Here is a 23,071-nt window from a genome sequence, read left to right on the forward strand (position 1 = left end):
CCGACTCGACCTCGACGGAGGTGGACACCGTGAAGCACTGGCGGGCTCTGATCGTCCTCGGTACGGCCCAGTTCCTGATGGTGCTGGACACCTCCGTCATGAACGTGTCCATCAGCCAGCTCGTCGACGACTTCGACACCGAGGTCACCGCCATCCAGGCCGTCATCACCCTGTACGCCCTGGTCATGGCCGCCTTCATGATTATCGGCGGTAGGTTCGGGGACATCCTGGGGCGTCGCCGTATGTTCCTGGTGGGGCTGATGGTCTACGGCGTCGGGTCGGCCCTGACCGCCGCCGCGCCCACCGTGTGGGTGCTCGCGCTGGGCTGGTCCGTCATCGAGGGGCTCGGGGCCTCCATGGTGCTGCCGGCCATGGCCGCCCTCGTCGCCGAGTCGTACCGGGGGCGCGACCGGGCCGTCGCCTACGCGGTCATCGGCGGCCTCGCCGGCGCCGGGATCGCCGTCGGCCCGCTGCTCGGCGGCTGGGTGACGACGTATCTCACCTGGCGGCTGGTCTTCGCCGGTGAGGTCGTGGTCGTCCTGGGCATCCTGCTGGGCCGCGGGGCCATCGCGACGCCGGCGCAGACCGGACCTCGTCCCCGGCTGGACGGCGTCGGAGCGGTCCTCTCGGCGGCGGGGCTGGCCCTGGGCGTGCTAGGAGTGCTGCAGAGCAGCGTCTGGGGCTGGGTACAGCCGCGCGATGCCCCCTTCACCGTCTTCGGCTTCTCCCCGACCCTGTTCGTCATCGGCGCCGGAGTGTGCGTCCTGGCCTTCTTCCGGCACTGGGAGCGGCGACGGGACAAGAAGGGCGCCGACCCGCTCGTACACCTCTCCCTGCTGGGCAGGCCCGTCCTGCGGTCAGGGCTGCTGACCCTGCTGAGCCAGAACCTCATCCTGCTGGGACTGTTCTTCACCATCCCGCTCTATCTGCAGGTGGTTCAGGGGTTCGACGCCTTCGAGACGGGGCTGCGGCTGCTCCCGGTCTCCGTCACCATGCTCATCACCTCCCTCAGCGCCTCTTCCCTGGGCCGGGTGTGGGGACCGCGCCGGGTGGTCCGGATCGCCCTGCTGATCCTGGCGGCGGCCATCGTCTGGCTGCTGGCCACCATCGACCCGAAGATCGACGACGCGCAGTTCGCCGGAGCCATGGCCGTGCTCGGCGTGGGCGTCGGACTGCTCGCCTCGCAGCTCGGCAACGTCGTCCAGTCCGGCGTCGGCGAGGAGGAACGCAGCGAGGCCGGCGGGCTCCAGTTCACGGCACAGAACCTGGGCTCGGCGCTCGGCACCGCGCTCATCGGCTCGATCCTCATCGGCGCGCTGGTCCACGCCTTCACCACCCAGGTGGACGACAACCCCCAGCTGTCCGAGGAGACCCGCGACGAGGTCGGCACCCACCTCCAGTCCGGGGTCTCCTTCGTCTCCACCGACCAGGTGCGCTCGGCGGCCGAGCGGGCCGGGCTGTCGCAGTCCCAGGTCGACGGGGTGACCGACTCCTACGCCAAGGCCCAGCTGGACGGCCTCAAGGCGGCGATCCTGGCCACCGGCGGCGTCGCCCTCGCCAGCTTCCTCGTCACCCCGCATCTGCCGTCCGCACAGGAGCGCGGTAAGCGCGGCACGCGTGGACCGGGCGGGCCGGGTGGACCGGGCGGGCCGGACGCCGGTACGCCGCCCGTGGCGACCGGAACGAAACGCTGACCAGGCACGATCGCCGCGCTGAACAGGCGTTCAGCCCTTGAACCGCCTTGAACCGCCCACGCCCGGACCGAAGGGAGGCACCGGTGTCCACGGCGAGAGCGAGGACCGGCCCCGCCGACGCCCGGCGGGCACGCCGTGCGGAGCACCGGGCCCGCGCGGACTACACGGGCGGTGTCTACGGCTCCATGCTCGCCGCCTCCGTGGTGGTCGGGGCCGGCACGCTGGGCTCGTTCCCGCGTCTGGAGCTGTGTCTGCTGTTGCTGCTCACCGGGGTGGTGTTCTGGGCCGCGCATGTGCACGCCGAACTGTTCGGGGCGCGGCTGGCGGAGCGGGCGCCGGACCGCCGGGTGCTGCTGCGGGTGTGCCGTGACGAGTCGCCGATCGTCAAGGCCGCCGTCCCGCCCGCCGTCGCGGTGGCCGTCAGCCCGCTGCTGGGCCTGGATGTGCGGGGCGCCCTCTGGCTGGCGGTCTGCGTCGCCGTGGCCGGACAGGTCGGCTGGTCCGTGGCGGCCGCCCGCCGTTCCGGTGCCTCCCGGCGACTGATGGCCGTCACCGCCTCGGTCAATCTGCTGCTCGGCCTGCTGATCATCCTCCTCAAGATCGTCCTCAAGCACTGAACGGGTCACCTCTGCCGGGTGAGGCCCGGAGCGGAGCGCGGGAGGAGGATCACGGGAGAGAGGGCCGCCCGACAGTGCCGGGCCATCGGCGGAAGGACAGCCGTACCGGGCGATCCGTCGAAGGGCAGCCGCGCCAGGCGATCCGTAGAGGGACAGCCGTACCGGGCGATCCGTGGGAGGACAGCTCGTGCGCTACGAGATCCGAGTCGAGGGACAACTGTCGGAGGTGCTGGCGAAGGCCTTCCCGGAGCTGAGCCATGTGGTGATGTCCGGCCAGACCGTCCTGTTCGGACCCGTCATGGACGAGGCCCACCTCTACGGCCTGCTGGCCCGCTGCCAGTCCCTGGGCATGCGCGTCCTGGAGATGCGCCAACTGCCGGAGTGAGGGCGCAACGCCGCCGGGCGCCCGGCGGCGTTGAGAGCGGCCTTCGGGCCGGCGGCGCTCGGACCAGCGGCGTACGACCAGCGGCCTTCAGAGCTGCTCCGCCCGCACCCGCCCCGTACGGGATGCCTCGCCCAGCGCCGCGAAGTCCCGCTCGTTGAGGTCGGCGTAGGACTGGGCGAACTCGGTGAGGGCGCGGTCGAAGCGGTCGCCGCCGCCCAGGTAGGCGGCGATGGCCACGGGGTCGCCGGAGCGGGCGTGGGCCCGGGCCAGACACGCCCCGCACAACCGGCCGAAGAGGGCGAGCAGCGCCGGTCCCATGGTCTCCGGGCGGGCGATGCCCTTCCAGTCCCACAGTTGACGCACATAGAAGTCCCGGCCCCGGCCGTCGAGGCCCGTGACATGTGTCCAGCCCAGGAAGATGTCACTGGTCGTCTGGATCAGCCGCTGCCCGGTCACCACCCGGCGGCCCTGGTTGTCGTAGGGCTCCCCGTCGGTGTGGGCGGCCAGCACCGACTCCTGGGCCTCCTTGGCCTGGAGCAGCAGGGGATCGTCGTCGTCCCTGCCGAGCAGGAGCAGAATCCAGCAGCGGGTGCCGACACTGCCGACGCCCACGACCTTCCGGGCCATGTCCACCAGGTGGTAGTGGCGCAGCAGATGACGGCGTTCGGGCGACAGGGTCTCCGCGTAACCCTCCATGACCGACAGGAGTTCCTTCTCCCGCCCTTCCTCGGAGGGGTCCGCCAGCAGGTGGTCGAGCGGGGTGATCAGCGGTGGGTCGGCGGCGATCCGCCGGCCCTCCTCCGTGACCGTGGTGAGCTTGGCGAAGGCCCGCAGATGCGTACGGGAACGGGCCCGCTCGGTCGCGCGTGCGGTGCGGCGGGCCGCCTCCGACTCCCGCGACGACACCAGCAACTCCCGTATGTGCTCGGCGTCCTCCTGGGCGTACCAGATGTCGAGGGTGCGCATCCCGGCGAACTCGCGCATCCGCTCCCGGTACGCCCGCACACAGGCGCGTACGACGCCGTTCTGCTCGTCGAGTGAGAAACCGTTCGCCCGGCTCGCTGTGACGAAGCCGGCCGCCAGCCGTTTGACGTCCCACTCGAACGGGCCGGGCAGGGTCTCGTCGAAGTCGTTGATGTCGAAGACCACCCGGCGTTCCGGCGAGGCGAGCAGCCGGAAGTTCAGGGGGTGGGCGTCCCCGCAGAGCTGCACCCGCAGCCCGGTGTCGGGCAGTCGCCCCAGATCCGACGCCATGATCGCCGCCGCGCCCCGGTAGAAACGGAACGGCGACTCCAGCATGCGGCCGTAGCGGACCGGCACCAACTCCGGTACACGCGTGGCCGACTGACGCTCTATCACCTCGATGGGGTCGGGTCGCCGTCCCTCCGGCTCGAACCGGGCGTGCCCGGAGCGGGGGACCCGTGTCCGGGCCCGCCTGCCGTACTCCGCCCGTTCCGCCGGTGACAGGGCGGCACTGAAGTCGCTCGCTGAGGTCATGACCCGTCCTATCTATCGATGTCCTTCCGATGCCGGTGCGCGACCGGGTGCCCGTCCACCGCGAGGTCGACGGGTGCCTGTCGGTACCACCCCACCGCCGCGACCGCGCCACCGGATCACCCGTCCCGGGTGACCCGCCCCGCCTCCCGGGCGCCGGAACCTGGAGCGGTCACTTCCGTGCGGACCTCGGGGATTCCCACCCCGTACGCGGACACGACGCGGCGACCCCACCCCGTACGCAGAGGGGAGCAGCCATGAGCCGGGACGACACCCCCGCCTCGCCCGACCCCGAGGGAGCCGGAGCCTCCGGGAGCGGGCCCAAGGACGGCGAACAGGGCGGTCATACGCAGGGCGATCAGGACCGTCACGGTGCTCAGGGCGGCCACACCCTCTCCGCCGGCGAGCACGCGGAGTACAGGCGGCTGCGCAGGGCCGCGGCGGTACGCCACCGCAAGCTGCGCCGCGCCGGGGCCGGGCTCCTGCTGTTGCTGGCCATGCTGCTCGCCCCGCTGGCCGTCGCCGCGGCCTGGGTGCAGGACACGGTCACCGACACCGACCGCTATGTGAAGACCGTGGCGCCGCTGGCGTCCGACAAGGCCGTGCAGGACGTCGTGATCGACAGACTCACCAACCGCGTGGTGGCGAACATCGACGTCGCGGCGGTGACGGACGCCCTCTCCCAGGCACTGCGGGACGGCGGCGCCCCGCCCCGCGTGGTCGAGGGCGCCGAAGCGCTGGAGTCCCCGCTGCGCTCCGCCGTCAGAAGCGTCGTCGACCGCGTCATCACCCGGGTCATCACCAGCGACGCCTTCGAGCAGGCATGGGAGGGCGCCAACCGGCGCGCGCACGCCGCGGTGATGGAGGTGCTCACCGGCGAGGGCGGCGGCGCCGTGAGCGCTCAGGGCGACACCATCCGGCTGAACGTCGGGGAGGTCGTCGACGAGGTACGGCAGCGGCTCGTCGACGCGGGTTTCGACAAGGCCGCCGCCATCCCGGACACCGACCGGACGATCACCCTGTTCCACACCGAGGAACTGAGCCGCGCCCAGGACACCATGCGGCTGCTGGACATCGTCGGCACCTGGCTGCCCGTGGTGACCATCGCCCTGGCCGCGCTCGCCGTGTGGACCGCCCCGTCCCACCGCCCGATGCTGATGATCACCGCCCTGGGCCTGGGCCTGATGATGGTGCTGCTGCTCGTGGCGCTGGCCGTCGCCAGACGGATCTACCTGGACTCCGTCCCGTCCTCGGCGCTGCCGCCGGACGCCGCCGCCGCGATCTACGACACCTTCGTCCGCTTCCTGCGCGACAGCACCCGCACCCTCCTGGTCGTCTTCGTGATCACGGCCCTGACCGCCTATCTCTTCGGCCCCGGCCGTCTCGCCCGCGCCATCCGCTCGACGGCGGACCGGGGCACCACTGCCGCCGGCACCGCACTCGCCCGAGCCGGCGCGCACACCGGCGCAACCGGCCGCTGGCTGACCCACCACAGGTCATGGACCACGGCCGGAGTCATCACGGCAGCCGCCCTGGCGCTACTCCTCTGGAACCACCCCTCGGTAGCGGCGGTCACCCTGGTCGTCGGCATAGCCCTGGCCGTACTGATCGCCTTGGCGATCACCGCCGCAGCCTCGATCCCGCCTGCTGACCGCCAGCAGCCCTGAGCAGGCCGAACGATGCCCATTACGGTTCGGCAGCGCCCTATAGGGGCGCGGGGAACTGCGCGACCAGCCACAACGGAGCCGCAGCTGACCGACGGCCTATCTCGGCCCCTGCGGCGGAGCCGCACAACCGCACAACCGGCGGAGCCCCACGCTCACCCGTGCCGGGTGAGGCCACCCGCCCCCACCACAGCCACGCTGAATACGCACGGAACGGCCGCCGGAACCACGGCCGTCCGGGCGCCAGGAACGGAGGAGAGACATGAACGCCGAGACGTACCTCGCATACGACTATCCGCTGCTGAGCGCCTTCTGGACCATGCTCTGGTTCTTCCTGTGGGTCATGTGGATCGTCCTGCTGTTCCGCGTCGTCGTCGACATCTTCCGAGACGACGAGATGAGCGGCTGGGCGAAGGCCGGCTGGCTGGCCTTCACGATCCTGCTGCCCTTCCTGGGTGTCTTCGTGTACGTCGTCGCACGCGGCAAGGGCATGGGCCGCCGGGAGATCTCCCAGGCCCGCGCCCAGCAGAAGGCGTTCGACGACTACATCAAGGAGGCCGCGGGCACCAAGGAACGGCCCAGCAGCGCCGACGAACTCTCCAAGCTGTCCGAGATCCGCGCTCGCGGCGACATCACCGACGACGAGTTCCGCAGGGCGAAGGAACTGGTCCTGGCGGGCCAGGGCCCGGCCCACCGCTCGGACACCTTCACCGACCCCGGCCGCTGAGCACCGGGAACCCCTTGTCCGAACCCCTCGACATCCGGACGAAGTGAAACAACCGGGCGACATGAAACGAGGCACGAGATGACCGCCACACACACCCGGCCCACCCACTCGGCCAAGCAGGAATGGGCGACCGGCCTGACGGCCTTCGCGGCCGTGATGCTCTTCCTCGTCGGCGTGCTCGACATCTTCCGGGGCATCATGGCCATCGCCGAGGACGACATCTTCGTCACGACCCGTCAGTACGTCTTCGAGTTCGACCTGACCGGCTGGGGCTGGGTCCACCTCGCCCTGGGCGCCGTGGCCGTGATCGTCAGCCTCGGGCTGTTCCAGGCCTCGACCTGGGCGCGCGTCCTCGGCGTGGCCATCGCCGGACTCGTCATCATCGCCAACTTCCTCTCCCTGCCGTACTACCCGGTCTGGTCCGTGGTGATGATCGCGATCTCGGGCTTCATCATCTGGGCCCTGTGCGTGGTCCGGCGTGACACCCCCTTCGCCTATTCCGAGGGACGGTCGCGCACCGAGGAACGCCCGCCGAGCAGGGTGTGAGCGCGGCAGCGCGGAGCGGAAGGTGAGCGCGACCGGCGGAGCCGAGGCCATGACCGGGCGCGAGGGCAGCCCCGGCCGGGCCCGGCTCGCCGTGCTCGCCCTGCTGGGCAGCGCCCTGGTGCCGCTGGTCACCGCCGGTCCGCGGAGTCTGCTGTGGGCGCTGGTCGGCGTCGGCGGGCTGGCGCTCGTCGCCGTCGGCGTGTGGTGGACGCTGGCCCACACCGGAGCCGTCCGAGCCCTCGGCGCGGCCCTGGCGGTCACGGCGCCCCTGGTGATCCTCGTCCTCTTCGCCGTGTACGGCTTGCTGTGGGCGGCCTGCGTGGCGCTGGCCCTGTGGGTGCTGGCCCTGGTACTGGCCCGTACCGCCCTGCCACCCGGCCCCACCGCCTCCGAACAGCCGGTCGCCGGGGCACCCCACCACCCGTGGATTCTCATGAACCCCCGTTCAGGCGGCGGCAAGGTGGGCCGCTTCCACCTGGTGGAGAAGGCCGAGGCGGCGGGCTGTCGGGTGACCCTCCTCGAAGGGCGCCAGGACGTCACCGAACTGGCCCGGAGGGCCGTCGCCGAGGGCGCCGACCTCCTCGCGGTGGCGGGCGGCGACGGCACCCAGGCCCTGGTCGCCGAGGTCGCCGCCCGGCACGGTCTGCCGTTCGCGGTGATCCCCGTCGGCACCCGCAACCACTTCGCCCTCGACCTCGGCCTGGACCGCGACGACCCACCGGCCGCCCTGGACTCCCTCTCCGCCGACGCCGTGGAACTCCGCGTCGACCTCGGCTACGCCGCCGACCGCGTCTTCGTCAACAACGCCTCCTTCGGCGTCTACGCCTCCGTGGTCGCCGACCCCGCCTACCGCGACGCCAAGGCCCGTACCGCCCTCCAGGCGCTCCCCGCCCTCCTCAGCGACAAGGACGCGCCCAGGCTGCGACTGCGGACCGAGGACATGGACGCCGACGGCCTTCAGGCGCTGCTCGTCAGCAACAACGCGTACGGGCGTGCCGTGGACGCGACCAGTCCGGGCCGCCGGGAACGGCTGGACTCGGGGGAGCTGGGCGTGGTCTGCGTACGTGTCGACAACGCCGCCCAGGCGGCCCGGCTCGTGCACGGCCCGCAGTCCCCGGGGCTCCGGCGGCTGAACGCCGGTGAGGTCGTCGTCGAGGCGGACACGGCCACCGTGCCGGTCGGCATCGACGGCGAACACACCGTGCTGCCGGTCCCCGTCGTCTGCCGCAGCGTCCCCGGAGCCCTCCGGGTCCGCGTACCACGCCACCGCCCCGGCATCTCCCGTACGACCGCCACGACACCCGACTGGCCCCGAGTGACCCGCCTCGCCCTGGGCCGCCCGCACGGCTGGAGAGGTCTTCGAAACATTCGAAGACGCCGATAGGCAGCTAGATCCTCTCTGGGGTGTGATGGGTGGCGCGTTGGCGGTCGAAGGTGAACACACACCCAGTGAGCTGTGTAGATATGTTGTTGAGCAAGTCTCGAATCTTTCGAATGTTTCGGGATCATCGCCGAAAGCATTGACAGTTGACAGGGGCAGGCCAACACTCGCGGTTGACAGGGCACCGACCTCACGATGACGAGAGGAAGCACGCCCATGACCGACGCACCCGCATCCCTGCCCGCCCCCGGCTCGCCCAGCCGCAGACTGTTCCTCACCGGTGCCGGCACGGCCGCGCTGGCCGCCGCGACCACGGTGGCCCTTCCCGGCACCGCTCACGCCGACACGGTCGTCACCACCAACCAGACCGGCACCAACAACGGCTTCTACTACTCCTTCTGGACGGACGCGCCCGGCACGGTCTCCATGACCCTGGCCTCCGGCGGCACCTACCGCACCTCCTGGAGCAACACCGGCAACTTCGTCTGCGGCAAGGGCTGGGCCAACGGCTCCCGCAGGACCGTCACCTACTCCGGCTCCTTCAACCCGTCCGGCAACGCCTATCTGACCCTCTACGGCTGGACGTCCAGCCCGCTCATCGAGTACTACATCGTCGACAACTGGGGCACCTACCGGCCCACGGGCACCTACAAGGGCACGGTCACCAGCGACGGCGGCACGTACGACATCTATCTGACGACGCGGTACAACGCCCCGTCCGTCGAGGGCACCAGGACCTTCAACCAGTACTGGAGCGTCCGGCAGTCCAAGCGCACCGGCGGCTCCATCACCACCGGCAACCACTTCGACGCCTGGGCCCGCGCCGGAATGCCCCTCGGCAGCTTCCGCTACTACATGATCATGGCGACCGAGGGCTACCGCAGCAGCGGCAACTCCAGCATCACGGTGAACCCGTGAAGGGCCGAGTGAAGGGCGGACGGCGGCGCTCGTCACGTGCCGTGGCCGTCCGGCTGACCGTCCTCGCGACCGCCGCCGCGACCACCCTCACCCTCCCTCTCACCGCCCACGCCGCCACCCCGCCCCGGGCCGCCGCCTGCAACGGCTATGTAGGGCTCACCTTCGACGACGGCCCCTCCGGCAGCACCACGGCCCTGCTGGACACGCTCCGCCAGAACGGGCTCAGGGCCACCATGTTCAACCAGGGCCAGTACTCCGCCGCCAACCCCGCACTCGTCCGGGCCCAGGTCGGCGCCGGCATGTGGGTCGGCAACCACAGCTACACCCACCCCCACCTCACCCAGCTGAGCCAGGCGCAGATCGACTCCGAGATCTCCCGGACCCAGCAGGCCGTCGCGGGCGCGGGCGGCGGCACCCCGAGGCTCTTCCGCCCGCCGTACGGCGAGACCAACGCCACGGTGAGATCGGTCGCCGCCAAGTACGGGCTGACCCAGATCATCTGGGACGTCGACTCGCAGGACTGGAACGGCGCCAGTGCCGACGCGATCGTGCAGGCCGCCGCCCGGCTCACCAGCGGCCAGATCATCCTGATGCACGACTGGTCGGCCAACTCGCGCGCGGCGATCCCGCGCATCGCCCAAGGGCTCGCCGCCCGAGGCCTGTGCGCCGGGATGATCTCCCCGACGACGGGCCGGGCGGTCGCCCCGACCTAGCCCCGCCCCGGAAGCACACCTGTGGCGCGAAGACATGCCTGTGGCGCGGCACCGGGCTTCGGCTGCCGCGCCACACCGCTGCCCCGCCGGAACTCGGTCAGAAGTAGTACCGGGACACCGACTCCGCGACGCACACCGGCTTCTCCCCGCCCTCGCGCTCCACGACCACCGCGGCGGTGACCTGCACCCCGCCGCCCACCTCGGTGACCTCCTGGAGCGTGGCGGTGGCGCGCAGGCGGGAGCCCACCGGGACGGGGGAGGGGAAACGGACCTTGTTGGTGCCGTAGTTGACGCCCATCTTGACGTTGTCGACCTTGAGGACCTGCGGGACCAGCAGGGGCAGCAGGGAGAGGGTCAGATAGCCGTGCGCGATGGTCGTACCGAAGGGGCCGGCCGCCGCCTTCTCGGGGTCGACATGAATCCACTGGTGGTCACCGGTCGCCTCGGCGAACAGATCGATCCGCTTCTGGTCGACCTCCAGCCAGTCGCTGTACCCCAGCTGCTCGCCCACCGCCGCCTTCAGCTCCTCGGCGGACGTGAAGATCCTCGGCTCTGCCATGTCCCGGCCTCCCATGTCCCGTACATCCCTCAGCTGTCCCGTATATCTCTAAGCAACTGCTTAGCATGGTGGGGTGCGGGGCTCCTGTCAACGGAACGCGCCCCCGCTCGGTGTGGGTAGGCTCGGAGGGGTGCCCCAGATCCCTGAGAAGATCCACGAGCTGACCGTCGGCCAGTTGTCCGCCCGTAGCGGTGCCGCCGTCTCCGCCCTGCACTTCTACGAGTCCAAGGGGCTGATCAACAGCCGCCGCACCTCGGGCAACCAACGCCGCTACAGCCGTGACACCCTGCGCCGCGTGGCCTTCGTACGGGCCGCGCAGCGCGTCGGCATCCCGCTCGCCACCATCCGCGACGCCCTCGCCGAACTCCCCGAGGAACGCACCCCCACCCATGAGGACTGGGCCCGGCTCTCCGAGGCCTGGAGGTCCGAGCTGGACGAACGCATCAAACAGCTCAACCGCCTCCGCGACCATCTCACCGACTGCATCGGCTGCGGCTGCCTCTCCCTCGACACCTGCGTCCTGTCCAACCCCGACGACGCCTTCGGCGAGACCCGCAGCGGCTCCCGCCTGATGGTCGAACGCCGGACCGGCGGCAACGGCGACACCACCGCCGTACGGCGAAGGCCGCGACCTGCGCCGGAAACCGCCACCGAGCCGGAACGAAAGGAGCCCGGGGCCTGCTGCTGAGCAGCGCGACCCCGGGCATCCCGTCCCCACGAGTCCCCCGAAGTTCCCGTGGGGGGCTCTTCCCGCACCCCTGCCTACTCGTACTCGGTGCCGCCCTTGCGGGTCAGATACGCCGGGCTGACCGCCTTGGCGATGGCCCGGCCACCGGTCACCGCGCTGTACCGCTCGACGGCCGGGCGGATCACCACGCCCTCGCGCAAGTGCAGTTCACGCCCGGAGACCGTCTCCCGCCCCGTGGCGACCTCCAGCACCCGGTCGATGTCGTACGGCCCCTCGTACAGCCGTGGTACAAGCGGCAGTCGACCGGTCAGCAACTCGGACAGCTCCGCCGAGTCCAGCCAGCGCACCCGGCCCTCGACCTCGACCGACACGTCGAACACCGCGTAACCGAGGGTGTCGCGGCGGCCGTCGGCACCGTAGGACAGGTCCTGTACGCCGGCGCCGTAGACCTCGCCGAAGACGCCGACCCGGCGTGCGCCGAGCCGTTCCGCGAGCAGGGCCGCCACCTCGGGGACGCGATGGCCGTGGACGGCGCGCCAGTACAGATTGCGCGGATCGTCCTTCAGGGCGAGGTACTTGGAGCCGAAGCCCTTCGAGGAGACCTGGACGCGGCCGTCCTCCGCGAAGTACGTGACCAGGCTCGCCGTGCCGTGCAGTTTCTCCGTGAGGACGACCGCCTCGCCCGGCGTGAAGATGCCGGGGTACCGCTGGATGTTCTCGATGTCGACCCAGGGCAGCAGATCCGGCGCCGGCTCGACCTCGCCGCTCATCGTGGGCGGGATCGGCGGCACCCACTTGACGATGCCGAGCCTCTCCGCGAAGTCGGTGCCCTCGGCGACGGCCGCCATCAGGTCCACCTCGGCGAGCGCCTTGGGCCGGCACACGATGCCCTGCGACAGCTCACCCCGCAGCCGTACCGCCTTCACCCGGTCCGACCTGCTCCCCGCGAGCCGCCCGGTGAGCCCCAACTCCTCGACCAGCCCGGCCGGGAGCACGGACTGCTCGGGGATGTAGACGGCGGTGTCACCGGTGCGGTAGACCCCCTTCGCGACGACGGCCCGGTACAGCCCGACCTGGGCCAGCTCCAGCGCGTCGGCATTGGGGTGTTCATGGATCGTCAGCACTTCGGCGGTGACGCGCAGCGTCGACATCGGGCACTCCTCGGGGCGCTCAGCTCGGTTTCATCACGCCCAACTGTCCGTATGAGAAAGGTGTGGAGCGACCGGATTTACGACTGTTAGGGTCACCGGCTTCGGAGGAGGGCTCGTGTGAGTGTCGCCGTCTGTTCGTTGAAGTGGGAGCGTGCGCACTCAGGGGTGCAGACGATCACCTACGACTCCGACGGCTACCACCTGGTGCGGTTCCCGTACGAGGCGGGCGAGGAGTCGTACGACCCCTGGAAGATGCACGACCCGGCGCACGGTGGTGAAACGGCGTCCGTGTTCCCCGACGGGCGCTCCGGGCTGATCTGGCCCAGCCATGACGGGTGGGGTGTGCTGTCGGCGATGATCTTCTGGGAGGCGGACGCCGAGACGCTGGAGTACCGGAGCCGTTTCGTCCGCGACCCGCTGAGCCTGACCGAGCAGGGCTACGACTCGACCGGCACCACGGATATCGCGCCCACCCGGGGCGGGCAGTACCGGACGTATATGTGGCAGATGTTCGTGCACCCGGGGGTGCCGCTCGGCCTGAAGATCTCGGCACGCGGGGCGGGGGACACCACGCGGGCCACGGCGATCACCCTCGCCGAGTTCAAGCTCGCCATTCATGGGGAGGTGACGAGGCCGTAGTTGAAGGAAAAGCGCGTGGGCCGCGACGAGGGACGGGCGTCGCGGGGGAGTGTCGTAGGGGCAACGGTGGTCGTTCGGTCGTGCGTTCATACACGGGGGTGCGGCATCCCCGGCGCACCCCCGCCGGGCTACGCCGACACCAGCAGCCGTACGCGCCTGGACCCGGCCAGGGCCTCCGGCGTGAGCACCGGGCGTGGCACCACGATTCCGCACTCCGAGCAGACCGGGCCCGAGGACGGTTCATGGGCCAGGTCGTACTTCCAGATGAGGCGCTCGCCGTCGCACACCGGGCAGGTCGAGCCCGGGTCGCGCTCCAGCGCGGCGATCAGCCGTCGCAGCACCTCCGCGAGTGATTCATGGGGATGGACGGTCGGGTCGTCGCACCAGGCGACGCCGAAACCGCCCCAGGTCAGCCGGTGCCAGTCGTCGACACTGCCCGGCCTGCGCAGCCCGTCGTGCTTCTCCTTCTTGCGGCGCTGCGCGAACTGCACTTCATAGTCGAGCCAGACGGAACGGGCTTCCTCCAACTCGTCCAGTGCGGCCACGAGCCGCGCTGGATCGGGGTTGCGGTCCTCGGGACCGAACCCGGCCCGGGAGCACAAGTGGTCCCAGGTCGCCCGGTGCCCATAAGGTGCGAACCTCTCAAGGCACTTGCGCAGTGAATACCGTCGCAGTGCCAGATCGCACCTCGGATCGCGCACCTGTCTTGCCAGACTCCGGAAACCGGCCATCGCCCTGCACCTCCGTCACACCTGCACCTGTACTTCGGTCACTGCGGCGCTGTCGTACCGACTTCGCACGACGTCGCCGAATAGACGTATCGACACGCGATTCGGCTCCATCCGATTTCCGATGACCTCCTCAACTCGTCTGCTGAGCCGTTCACGGACTGTTACTGACTACGCCTGACTGTTTGTTGCTTCTCCTTGTGTGCTTACGACGACTTCTGAGTACCTGTTCACCCTGTCAGTCACCTGTTCCGAGGTTGTGGTGAGCTGATCCAGAAAACGTGACGCATGCTCATCTTCAAACGCGGGGATACCGGCGGTAACATCCCGCCCACCCCCGTCGGGAGGAGCTGCCATGCCATGGCGCACCCCACGCACCTCACGCACCGCACCTGACAGACTGAGAACTCCCCGCCGATTCCGGGAGTTCCTCAAGGCCGCCTCGATATGCGCACTCGTTGCCGGTCTTTTGTCACCTCTTTCCCCGGCTTCCCCGGCGGCCGCCGCCGACACCCAGGCCGTCGAGGCCGCCGCCGTCACCGACTACTGCGGCGGACAGTGCTCCGACATCCTGCCGCCCGGCCAGAACGGCAACGCCACCCTCGCCCAGATCCTCCTCAACCAGGCCTTCGGCACCATGCCGGAGAACGCGAGCAACCAACTCGGCCCCTACAACAACCTGGCCACCGGCTACACCGGCCTCACCAACGCCACCATCAACACCTTCTTCAACGACGCCTCCTTCGGTGTCGCCTCCGACCAGGTCGCCTCCACCCTGAACCCGGCCGGTCGCACCGACGTCACCATCGTCCGCGACACGAAGACCGGGGTGCCGCACATCACGGGCACCACCCGCTACGGCACCGAGTTCGGCGCCGGGTACGCCGCCGCCCAGGACCGGCTGTGGCTGATGGACGTCTTCCGGCACGTCGGACGCGGCCAGCTGACCCCGTTCGCGGGCGGCGCCGAATCCAACCAGGGCCTGGAACAGGAGTTCTGGCGCCACGCCCCGTACACCGAGGCCGACCTCCAGGCCCAGATCGACAACGCCGTGGCGGCGAACGGCGAGCGCGGACAGCAGGCCCTCGCCGACGTCAACGCCTACATCGCCGGTATCAACGCCTACATCGACGCCTCCGACAGCGGCCGCTACTTCCCCGGCGAGTACGTCCTGACCGGCCACAAGGACTCCGTCACCAACGAAGGCACCATCGAGCACTTCAAGCCCACCGACCTGGTCGCCCTGGCCTCCGTCATCGGCGCCCTCTTCGGCTCCGGGGGCGGCGGCGAGGTCAACAACGCCCTGTCACTGCTGGCCGCCCAGGAGAAGTACGGCGTCACCCAGGGCACCGAGGTCTGGGAGTCCTTCCGCGAGCGCAACGACCCCGAGGCCGCCCTCACCGTCCACGACGGCAGCTTCCCCTACGCCACCAAGCCCGCGAACCCTCAGGGCATGGCCCTCCCCGACGACGGCACGGTCACCGAGGAACCCCTCGTCTACGACCGCACCGGCAGCGCCGCCACCACCGCCTCGACCAGCGTGTCGGAAGAGGCGACCGAGTCCGCCCTCAGCTCCGCCCGACGCGGCATGTCCAACGCCCTCGTCGTCAGCGGCGAACACACCGCGAGCGGCCACCCCATCGCCGTCTTCGGCCCCCAGACCGGCTACTTCGCCCCGCAGTTGCTGATGCTCCAGGAGATCCAGGGCCCCGGCATCAGCGCCCGAGGCGCCTCCTTCGCCGGCCTGAGCATGTACGTCCACCTCGGCCGCGGCCAGGACTACGCCTGGAGCGCCACCACCTCCGGCCAGGACATCATCGACTCCTACGCCGTCGAGCTGTGCCAGGACGACGTCCACTACCTGTACCACGGCACCTGCACGGCCATGGAGAAGGTCGAGCAGACCAACGCCTGGAAGCCCACCACCGCCGACGACACCCCGGCCGGCTCGTACCGGATGCAGGTCTGGCGCACCAAGTACGGCCCCGTCACCCACCGCGCCACGGTCGACGGCAAGAAGGTCGCCTACACCACCCTGCGCTCCTCCTACCTGAACGAGGCCGAGTCGATCATCGGCTTCCAGATGCTCAACGACCCCGACTACGTCACGGGCCCCGAGACCTTCCAGAAGGCCGTCCAGAACATCAACTACACCTTCAACTGGTTCTACGCCGACTCCGAGCACACCGCGTACTACAACAGCGGCGACAACCCGGTGCGCGCCGCGAACGTCGACGCCGAGTTCCCGGCCTGGGCGCAGGCCGCGTACGAGTGGCAGGGCTGGAACCCGGCCACCAACGTCGCCGACTACACCCCGCCCTCCCAGCACCCCAACTCCATCGACCAGGACTACTACATCTCCTGGAACAACAAGCAGGCCAAGGACTACCCCTCCGCCCCCTGGGGCAACGGCTCCGTCCACCGGGGCAATCTGCTGGACGACCGGGTGAAACGCCTGGTCGCGGCCGGCGGAGTCACCAGGGCCTCGCTCACCAAGGCCATGGCCGAGGCGGGCCTCGCCGACCTCCGCGCCGAGGACGTGGTCCCGGACCTGCTGAAGGTCATCAACAGCAGTACGGTCACCGACTCGACGGCAGCGGCGGCGGTCACCAAGCTCCAGACCTGGGTGACCTCGGGCTCCAAGCGGACGGAGACCTCCGCCGGTTCGAAGACCTACGCGGGCGCCGAGGCCATCCGCATCCTGGACGCCTGGTGGCCGCTGCTGGTGAAGGCCCAGTTCGAACCGGGCCTCGGGAGCGAGCTGTACACCGCCATGACCGCCAATCTCCCCATCGACGAGGCCCCGTCGGCCGCCCACGGTCCGACCGGGTCCCACGCGGGCAGCTCCTTCCAGTACGGCTGGTGGAGCTACGTCGACAAGGACATCCGCTCGGTGCTCGGTGAGACGGTCCAGGGACCCCTGGCCCAGGAGTACTGCGGCGGCGGCACCCTCAGCGCCTGCCGCACGATCCTGATCGATACCCTGAAGGAAGCGGCCGGCAAGACCGCCGCACAGGTCTACCCCGGCGACGAGTACTGCTCGGCGGGCGACCAGTGGTGCGCCGACTCGATCATCCAGCAGCCCCTGGGCGGCATCAACCACACCAAGATCAGCTGGCAGAACCGCCCGACGTTCCAGCAGGTCGTGGAGTTCACCTCGCATCGGTAAACGGCAGTGGGCAAACCGGCGTTGGCAAACGGTTGTTGGCCAACGCCGGTGGGCCCACGCTGGCGGGCCAACACTTGTGGGTCAACGTGTGTGGGTCAACGGCGGTCGGCCAACCTATGTGGGCCAACGCCTGTAGGCCAACGCCGGGTGGGTCAACGCGTGTGGGTCAACGCCAGTCGGCTAACGCGCGTGGGCCAACGCCTGTTGGCCAACGACTGTTGGCGGCGGCTCATCCGATACGGCCCGCTGACAGCACCACCCTCGCCAACTCCCGGTGGCAGATGTCGCTGTGGGCGCCGGAAGGTGGGCCTCCGTTCTTCACTACGGCGGCGGCGTCGATGTTCACACAGCCGGACGTGGGCAGTCGGGACTTGAGGGCGTCGGCGAGCTTGAAGGACCGGGTGCCCTCGACCGCGCGGATTCCCCCATAGCCGAGCGCACCCCATTTCGTGCCCAGGAGACTGTTCACGCTGAGGCCCAGGACCGTCCGTGAGTCGCCCGCCATCCGGGAGGCGAGCGGATAGATCGTGCCAAGGGCCGAGTCGTGCTTGGAGTGACAGCACACCAAGGGGCCGTCGACGCGCTTCTGCCGACCGTTCAACACCCCACTCGCCCCCCTGTCGTGCGGCAGCCGCGCCGCGAACGCGTAGTGGGAGAAGGCCGCCTGGAGCAGCGTCACCGACTTCACCGTACGCACGCCCTCCGGCAGACCGTGCAACGCGAACGACACCAGCCGGGCCCCGAAGCTGTGCCCCACGAGGTGCACCCTCACCTTCGGCGCCTTCCGCGCGAGCTGCCCCAGCAGCCGCCCGAGCCCCCGCTCACCGACCGTCCCGGCCCGGCGCTTCATCGCGAAGTACGTGGCCTGCCGCAGGAGTTCATGGGCGCCGTCCCACGCCTGGGGCGGGCCGAGGGGAACACCGGTCGCGACGGCGGGGGAGGCCCCGTGGCCCTCGACCTCCGCCAGCGCCGCCGCGAACTCCTCGCACACCGTCACCGTGTCCGAGCACAGCATCCCCGGGGTGCCCTCCGACACCCCCTCCATCACCGTGTCCGCCTCGAAAGCGTCCCTCGGCCCCTCCGGCGGCACCTCCACCAGCAGCCGCGTCAACCGCCCGAACTCCTCCAACGAGGCCGCCTCGTCCGGCCGCCGCTCCAACAGCCGGCCGAGCCGCTCGACGACCTCGGCCCGCCCCGGGAAGACCTCCACGAGCGCGCGCCGGGTGGCCTCGTCCAGCCTCGCGGGGCGGCCGGGGGCGGCGACCGGGGCCCGTTCGAAGTCCGGGATCGGCTCGTCCGAGAACCGCATCGCCGGCCACAGCACCCCGACATACCCGAGCTTCGCGTGGGGCGCGAGTGCCGGGAACGGGGCGAAGAAGCGGTCGTAGAGCCGTGTCGCACCGGACCTGTCGTTGTTCCAGCCGTGCGCGAAGACCACCAGATCCACCACCCCGCGCCGCACGACGCCCTCGAACAACCGGTCCCGCTGCCCGGTGTCCACATCCCCGTCCGCGTCGAAGGTCAGTTCCCAGTAGGGAGTCACGCTCATTTCCGGATTCGCCATGACGAGCCCCCTTCGGCCCCCGTTGGTGGTGCGCCCAGGCGCATGGTCCTGCCAACGGCGGGGGATGGCCATACGTCACGTAAAGGCACATGACGTTCGGTCACCGGCAGAGCGGACGTTCGGTCACCGATAGAGCAGATACTCCTTCCGCACCCGCCTGAACGCCGCCAGTTCCTCCTCCCAGCCGCCCACCACCTCGGCCGTGTCCGCCCCCGCGTCGATCATCGTGCGCACCCGCGCCGAACCGGTCAGCTTGTCGATCCAGTTGTCGGAACGCCACGCGAACCCGCTCCACACCCGCTTGGCGGTCACCAGGAGCCCGATACCGGTGCGCACCGGGTCGTACGCCGCCCGGTCCTCGACATGGAGCTGCACCCCGCCGATCGTCTTCCCCTGGAACTTGGAGAACGTCGGCGCGAAGTACGCCTCCCTGAAGCGCACACCCGGCAGCCCCAGTTCGTTCGCCGCCTCCGCCCACCGCCGGTCGACGCCCTCCGCGCCGAGCAGTTCGAACGGCCGGGTCGTACCCCGCCCCTCCGACAGATTCGTCCCCTCGAACAGACACGTCCCGGAGTACACCAACGCGGTGTCGGGCGTCGGCATGTTCGGGCTCGGCGGCACCCACGGCAGCGCCTCGTCGAGGAACCGGGACCGCTTCCACTCCGACATCAGTACGGTCTCCAAGGGGACCGGCGTCTGAAGGAACTCCCCGTTGAACAGCCGCGCCAGCTCGGCCACCGTCATCCCGTGGGCCTGCGCGACGGGCTGCCGCCCGACGAACGACGCGAACTCCTTGTGCAGCACCGGGCCTTCGGCGGAGCGCCCGGTCACCGGGTTCGGCCGGTCCAGCACGACGAAGCGCTTGCCGGCGAGTCCGGCCGCCTCCATGCAGTCGTACAGCGTCCAGACGTACGTGTAGAAGCGGGCGCCGACGTCCTGGATGTCGAACACGATCGTGTCCACACCGGAGGCCGTGAAGATGTCCGCCAGCGGTCTGCCGCTCTTCTGGTACGTGTCGTAGACCGGCAGCCCCGTCGCCGGGTCGTCGTGACGGCCCTCGGAGCCCCCGGCCTGCGCGGTCCCGCGAAAACCGTGCTCCGGGCCGAAGACCGCCTTCAGGTTCACCCGGTCGTCGGCGTGCATCACGTCGACGATGTGCCGGACGTCCCGGGTCACGCCCGTGGGGTTGGTGACGATGCCGATCTTCTGGCCGCCGAGGGGCTCGTAGCCGGAGGCCATCAGTTGCTCGAAGCCGGTACGGAGCCCTGGGCGGGCGGCCGTGGCCGGGGGTGGGGCGGTTATGCCGGCGGCGGCGGTGGAGGCGGCGAGGAAGGTTCGGCGGGAGACGTGCACTGTGACTCCGTCGGTTGGGGGGAGTGCTTCCGCGTGTCCGTTCTCAGTCTGCGGGTTGGTGGGGGCTGGTCGCGCAGTTCCCCGCGCCCCTAAAGGCAGGCGTGGCCTTGGGCGCCCCTTCTCAGGTGCATACCGACTGGTTAGTCTGATGCCCAAGTCGAGCCGTTTGGTCGAAGGGGACCCATCGTGGGAGTTGTGCAGGGTGCCGGTGTCGTCGTCACCGGAGCCGGAGGCGGGATCGGGGCCGCGCTGGCTCGGCGGTTCGCTGCCGAAGGGGCCCGGGTTGTGGTGAACGACCTCGATGGGGAGCGGGCCCAGGCCGTGGCCGACGAGATCGGTGGGATCGCCGTGCCCGGGGACGCGTCCTCGATCGTCGGCGCCGCTCGGGACGCTCTCGGCGGCACCGTCGACGTGTACTGCGCGAACGCGGGGGTGGCCTCGGGTGGCACCGAAGCGGCCGACGAGTCCGTCTGGGCCCTCGCCTGGGACGTGAACGTGATGGCGCATGTACGGGCCGCCCACGAGCTGCTGCCCGCCTGGCTGGAGCGGGGGAGCGGGCGGTTCGTGTCCACGGTCTCGGCCGCCGGGCTGCTCACCATGATCGGGGCGGCCCCCTACAGCGTCACCAAGCACGGGGCGTACGCCTTCGCCGAGTGGCTGTCGCTCACCTATCGGCACCGGGGGCTCAAGGTGCACGCGATCTGCCCCCAGGGGGTGCGTACGGACATGCTGACCGCCTCCGGGAGCGCGGGGGAACTGGTGCTCAAGCCGACGGCGATCGAGCCGGAGGCGGTCGCGGACGCGCTCTTCGAGGGGATGGAGAAGGACCGGTTCCTGATCCTTCCGCATCCGGAGGCCGCCGATTACTACCGGGCGCGGGCCGCCGACCCGGAGCGCTGGCTGACGAACATGAACCACATCCAGCGGAAATGGGAGACGGCCGGCTGAACGGACCTGCTCGGCGGACGGCTGCCGGAGAGTGGGATGATCCTCCGGCAAGCATCGCATTTCCTCCGGTGAGGGAACCGGCGGGCGGCATACGGGCGACCAGTAGGCGACGACAGAACCTCGGAAAGGCAGGTGGCGCAGTGCCCAGGACGACGGACGGAGAGGGAGTTCCCGTTCCGCAGCGGCTCCTCGCCGCCGCCACCCGGCTCTTCGCCGAGCAGGGCTACGACCGGACCTCCGTACAGGAGATCGTCGAGGCGGCGGGCGTCACCAAGGGCGCGCTGTACCACTACTTCGGCTCCAAGGACGATCTGCTGCACGAGGTGTACGCGCGCGTGCTGCGCGTCCAGCAGGAGCGGCTCGACGCGTTCGCGGGCGCCGACGAGCCGATCGAGAAGCGACTGAGGGCGGCGGCGGCCGACGTGGTCGTCACCACCATCGAGAACCTCGACGACGCGATGATCTTCTTCCGCTCGATGCACCATCTGAGCCCCGAGAAGAACAAACAGGTACGCGCCGAACGCCGCCGCTACCACGAACGCTTCCGCGCCCTCGTCGAGGAGGGCCAGCAGTCCGGCGTCTTCTCCAAGGCGACCCCGGCGGACCTGGTCGTCGACTACCACTTCGGCTCGGTCCACCACCTGTCGACGTGGTACCACCCGGACGGACCGATGCCCCCCCAGGAGGTAGCGGACCACTTGGCGGACCTGCTGTTGAGGGCCCTGCGCCCCTGAGGGGCAGCGCCCCCAAAGGGGCGCGGGGAACTGCGCGAGCAACCACGACACACCCGCACCCGCCCAAACACACGAACCCCCGAGCTACTAGGCGCCCAAGGGGGTCGAAGGGGCACAGCCCCTGGAGGACGGGAAGGGTAGGGGCGGCGGGGGCGAAAAACCCCTCACCCGCCCCCCAGCCTCACAGATACCGCTTCAACTCCCGCCGAGCCAACGACCGCTGATGCACCTCATCCGGCCCATCCGCGATCATCAACGTCCGCGCCCCCGCATACAACTCCGCCAACGGGAAGTCCTGACTCACCCCACCCGCCCCGTGCAACTGGATCGCCCGATCGATGATGTCGACCACCGCACGAGGCGTAGCGATCTTGATCGCCTGGATCTCGGTATGCGCCCCCTTGTTGCCCACGGTGTCCATCAACCACGCCGTCTTCAGCACCAGCAGCCGCAACTGCTCCACCGTCACCCGCGCATCGGCGATCCAGTTGTGGACCACCCCCTGCTGGCCCAGCGCCTTGCCGAACGCCTCCCGCGACACCGCCCGCCGGCACATCAACTCGATCGCCCGCTCCGCCATGCCGATGAGCCGCATACAGTGGTGGATACGCCCCGGCCCGAGCCTCGCCTGGGCGATGGCGAAGCCGCCGCCCTCCTCACCGATCAGGTTCGACACCGGCACACGCGCGTGGTCGAAGATCACCTCGGCGTGACCGCCGTGGTAGTGGTCCTCGTACCCGAAGACCCGCATAGCCCGCTTGACGGTCACACCCGGGGTGTCACGGGGGACCAGCACCATGGACTGCTGACGCCGGATGTCGGCCCCGTCCGGGTCGGTCTTGCCCATCACGATGAAGATCCGGCAGTCCGGGTTCATCGCCCCGGAGATGTACCACTTCCGCCCGGTGATGACGTAGTCGTCGCCGTCCCGCTCGATGCGCGTGGTGATGTTGGTGGCGTCGGACGAGGCCACCTCGGGCTCGGTCATCGCGAACGCCGAGCGGATCTCCCCGGCGAGCAACGGCTCCAGCCACTGCTTCCGCTGCCGCTCGTCACCGAACTGGGTCAGCACCTCCATGTTCCCGGTGTCCGGCGCCGCGCAGTTCAACGCGGTCGGCGCCAGCTGCGGCGAACGCCCGGTGATCTCGGCGAGCGGCGCGTACTGGAGGTTGGTGAGCCCGGCCCCGTACGCGGAGTCCGGCAGGAAGAGGTTCCACAGGCCCTGGCGGCGGGCCTCGGCCTTCAGCTCCTCCACCACGGCCGGGGTGTCCCACGGCGAGGCCGGCTCGGCCCGCTGCTCCTCGGCCACGGCCTCCGCCGGGTACACGTACTCGTCCATGAACGCGAGGAGCTTGGCGCGCAGCTCCTCCGTACGGGCGTCGAATGCGAAGTCCATGGC

At 70.2% G+C, this 23,071-nt stretch carries 21 protein-coding genes; 14 read left to right on the top strand and 7 right to left on the bottom strand.

What is annotated here, in order from left to right:
* Window positions 1-29 precede the first annotated feature (29 nt).
* The 3 genes from ACWD4G_RS00840 to ACWD4G_RS00850 all read left to right on the top strand — a co-directional run bounded on the left by ACWD4G_RS00840 (window position 30) and on the right by ACWD4G_RS00850 (window position 2,696).
* Window positions 30-1,694: an MFS transporter gene (locus ACWD4G_RS00840; protein ID WP_451289908.1), complete on the top strand. Its 1,665-nt coding sequence runs from the start codon at window positions 30-32 to the stop codon at window positions 1,692-1,694.
* An 83-nt stretch (window positions 1,695-1,777) separates the two neighbouring features.
* Window positions 1,778-2,311: a hypothetical protein gene (locus ACWD4G_RS00845; protein WP_451289909.1), complete on the top strand. Its 534-nt coding sequence runs from the start codon at window positions 1,778-1,780 to the stop codon at window positions 2,309-2,311.
* 187 nt (window positions 2,312-2,498) lie between these two features.
* Window positions 2,499-2,696 carry a hypothetical protein gene (locus ACWD4G_RS00850; RefSeq protein ID WP_451290270.1) on the top strand — a complete coding sequence of 66 codons (198 nt, stop codon included), beginning with the start codon at window positions 2,499-2,501 and terminating at the stop codon, window positions 2,694-2,696.
* Window positions 2,697-2,783: 87 nt separating this feature from the next.
* Here the strand turns inward: ACWD4G_RS00850 and ACWD4G_RS00855 are convergent, their stop codons facing one another.
* Window positions 2,784-4,193, bottom strand: coding sequence for a DUF2252 domain-containing protein (locus ACWD4G_RS00855; protein ID WP_451289911.1), 1,410 nt, complete (start codon window positions 4,191-4,193; stop codon window positions 2,784-2,786).
* A 254-nt stretch (window positions 4,194-4,447) separates the two neighbouring features.
* On the opposite strand from ACWD4G_RS00855, the gene ACWD4G_RS00860 reads away from it, so the two are divergent.
* The 6 genes from ACWD4G_RS00860 (at window position 4,448) to ACWD4G_RS00885 (ending at window position 10,139) form a co-directional block, all read left to right on the top strand.
* A complete protein-coding gene (locus ACWD4G_RS00860) occupies window positions 4,448-5,857 on the top strand; it encodes a hypothetical protein (protein ID WP_451289912.1) in 1,410 nt (469 codons plus the stop codon).
* A gap of 259 nt (window positions 5,858-6,116) precedes the next feature.
* Window positions 6,117-6,581, top strand: coding sequence for an SHOCT domain-containing protein (locus tag ACWD4G_RS00865; RefSeq protein ID WP_451289913.1), 465 nt, complete (start codon window positions 6,117-6,119; stop codon window positions 6,579-6,581).
* Window positions 6,582-6,659: 78 nt separating this feature from the next.
* Window positions 6,660-7,127, top strand: a complete 468-nt coding sequence (locus ACWD4G_RS00870) for a DUF7144 family membrane protein (RefSeq protein WP_451289915.1) — start codon at window positions 6,660-6,662, stop codon at window positions 7,125-7,127.
* A 49-nt stretch (window positions 7,128-7,176) separates the two neighbouring features.
* Window positions 7,177-8,511, top strand: coding sequence for a diacylglycerol/lipid kinase family protein (locus ACWD4G_RS00875; RefSeq protein WP_451290271.1), 1,335 nt, complete (start codon window positions 7,177-7,179; stop codon window positions 8,509-8,511).
* A 213-nt stretch (window positions 8,512-8,724) separates the two neighbouring features.
* Window positions 8,725-9,426 (top strand): glycoside hydrolase family 11 protein, encoded by a 702-nt coding sequence (locus tag ACWD4G_RS00880; RefSeq protein WP_451289916.1) that lies wholly within the window; start codon window positions 8,725-8,727, stop codon window positions 9,424-9,426.
* Window positions 9,423-10,139 carry a polysaccharide deacetylase family protein gene (locus tag ACWD4G_RS00885; RefSeq protein ID WP_451289917.1) on the top strand — a complete coding sequence of 239 codons (717 nt, stop codon included), beginning with the start codon at window positions 9,423-9,425 and terminating at the stop codon, window positions 10,137-10,139. Before ACWD4G_RS00880 ends, ACWD4G_RS00885 begins: the two co-directional genes overlap by 4 nt.
* Window positions 10,140-10,236: 97 nt before the next feature.
* Here the strand turns inward: ACWD4G_RS00885 and ACWD4G_RS00890 are convergent, their stop codons facing one another.
* Window positions 10,237-10,698, bottom strand: a complete 462-nt coding sequence (locus tag ACWD4G_RS00890) for a MaoC family dehydratase (protein ID WP_451289918.1) — start codon at window positions 10,696-10,698, stop codon at window positions 10,237-10,239.
* Window positions 10,699-10,828: 130 nt separating this feature from the next.
* Between ACWD4G_RS00890 and soxR the strand changes: the two genes are divergently transcribed.
* The gene (gene soxR / locus ACWD4G_RS00895; protein ID WP_451289920.1) at window positions 10,829-11,386 is read left to right on the top strand and encodes a redox-sensitive transcriptional activator SoxR; all 558 of its coding nucleotides are present in this window, start codon (window positions 10,829-10,831) and stop codon (window positions 11,384-11,386) included.
* A gap of 74 nt (window positions 11,387-11,460) precedes the next feature.
* Here soxR and ACWD4G_RS00900 read toward each other — a convergent pair whose 3' ends face one another.
* Window positions 11,461-12,537, bottom strand: a complete 1,077-nt coding sequence (locus tag ACWD4G_RS00900; RefSeq protein ID WP_451289922.1) for an RNA ligase (ATP) — start codon at window positions 12,535-12,537, stop codon at window positions 11,461-11,463.
* Window positions 12,538-12,654: 117 nt separating this feature from the next.
* Here ACWD4G_RS00900 and ACWD4G_RS00905 point away from each other — a divergent pair, with 117 nt between their 5' ends.
* A complete protein-coding gene (locus tag ACWD4G_RS00905) occupies window positions 12,655-13,176 on the top strand; it encodes a hypothetical protein (RefSeq protein ID WP_451289924.1) in 522 nt (173 codons plus the stop codon).
* Window positions 13,177-13,304: 128 nt separating this feature from the next.
* On the opposite strand, the gene ACWD4G_RS00910 is transcribed toward ACWD4G_RS00905, so the two are convergent.
* Window positions 13,305-13,907, bottom strand: coding sequence for a hypothetical protein (locus ACWD4G_RS00910; RefSeq protein WP_451289925.1), 603 nt, complete (start codon window positions 13,905-13,907; stop codon window positions 13,305-13,307).
* 352 nt (window positions 13,908-14,259) lie between these two features.
* Between ACWD4G_RS00910 and ACWD4G_RS00915 the strand changes: the two genes are divergently transcribed.
* Window positions 14,260-17,073, top strand: a complete 2,814-nt coding sequence (locus ACWD4G_RS00915; RefSeq protein ID WP_451289926.1) for a penicillin acylase family protein — start codon at window positions 14,260-14,262, stop codon at window positions 17,071-17,073.
* A gap of 229 nt (window positions 17,074-17,302) precedes the next feature.
* Here ACWD4G_RS00915 and ACWD4G_RS00920 read toward each other — a convergent pair whose 3' ends face one another.
* Together ACWD4G_RS00920 and ACWD4G_RS00925 are read right to left on the bottom strand one after the other, a co-directional pair.
* Window positions 17,303-18,637, bottom strand: coding sequence for a serine-threonine protein kinase (locus tag ACWD4G_RS00920; protein WP_451289927.1), 1,335 nt, complete (start codon window positions 18,635-18,637; stop codon window positions 17,303-17,305).
* Between the two features lie 123 nt (window positions 18,638-18,760).
* The gene (locus ACWD4G_RS00925; protein WP_451289928.1) at window positions 18,761-19,990 is read right to left on the bottom strand and encodes an exo-beta-N-acetylmuramidase NamZ family protein; all 1,230 of its coding nucleotides are present in this window, start codon (window positions 19,988-19,990) and stop codon (window positions 18,761-18,763) included.
* Window positions 19,991-20,173: 183 nt separating this feature from the next.
* Here ACWD4G_RS00925 and ACWD4G_RS00930 point away from each other — a divergent pair, with 183 nt between their 5' ends.
* Window positions 20,174-20,938: an SDR family oxidoreductase gene (locus tag ACWD4G_RS00930; protein ID WP_451290272.1), complete on the top strand. Its 765-nt coding sequence runs from the start codon at window positions 20,174-20,176 to the stop codon at window positions 20,936-20,938.
* Window positions 20,939-21,078: 140 nt separating this feature from the next.
* Complete coding sequence (locus ACWD4G_RS00935) at window positions 21,079-21,672, top strand: TetR/AcrR family transcriptional regulator (RefSeq protein WP_451289929.1); 594 nt, start codon at window positions 21,079-21,081, stop codon at window positions 21,670-21,672.
* Between the two features lie 181 nt (window positions 21,673-21,853).
* Here ACWD4G_RS00935 and ACWD4G_RS00940 read toward each other — a convergent pair whose 3' ends face one another.
* The gene (locus tag ACWD4G_RS00940; protein WP_451289931.1) at window positions 21,854-23,068 is read right to left on the bottom strand and encodes an acyl-CoA dehydrogenase family protein; all 1,215 of its coding nucleotides are present in this window, start codon (window positions 23,066-23,068) and stop codon (window positions 21,854-21,856) included.
* Window positions 23,069-23,071 lie beyond the last annotated feature (3 nt).

It is taken from the genome of Streptomyces sp. NPDC002643 (assembly GCF_053592555.1).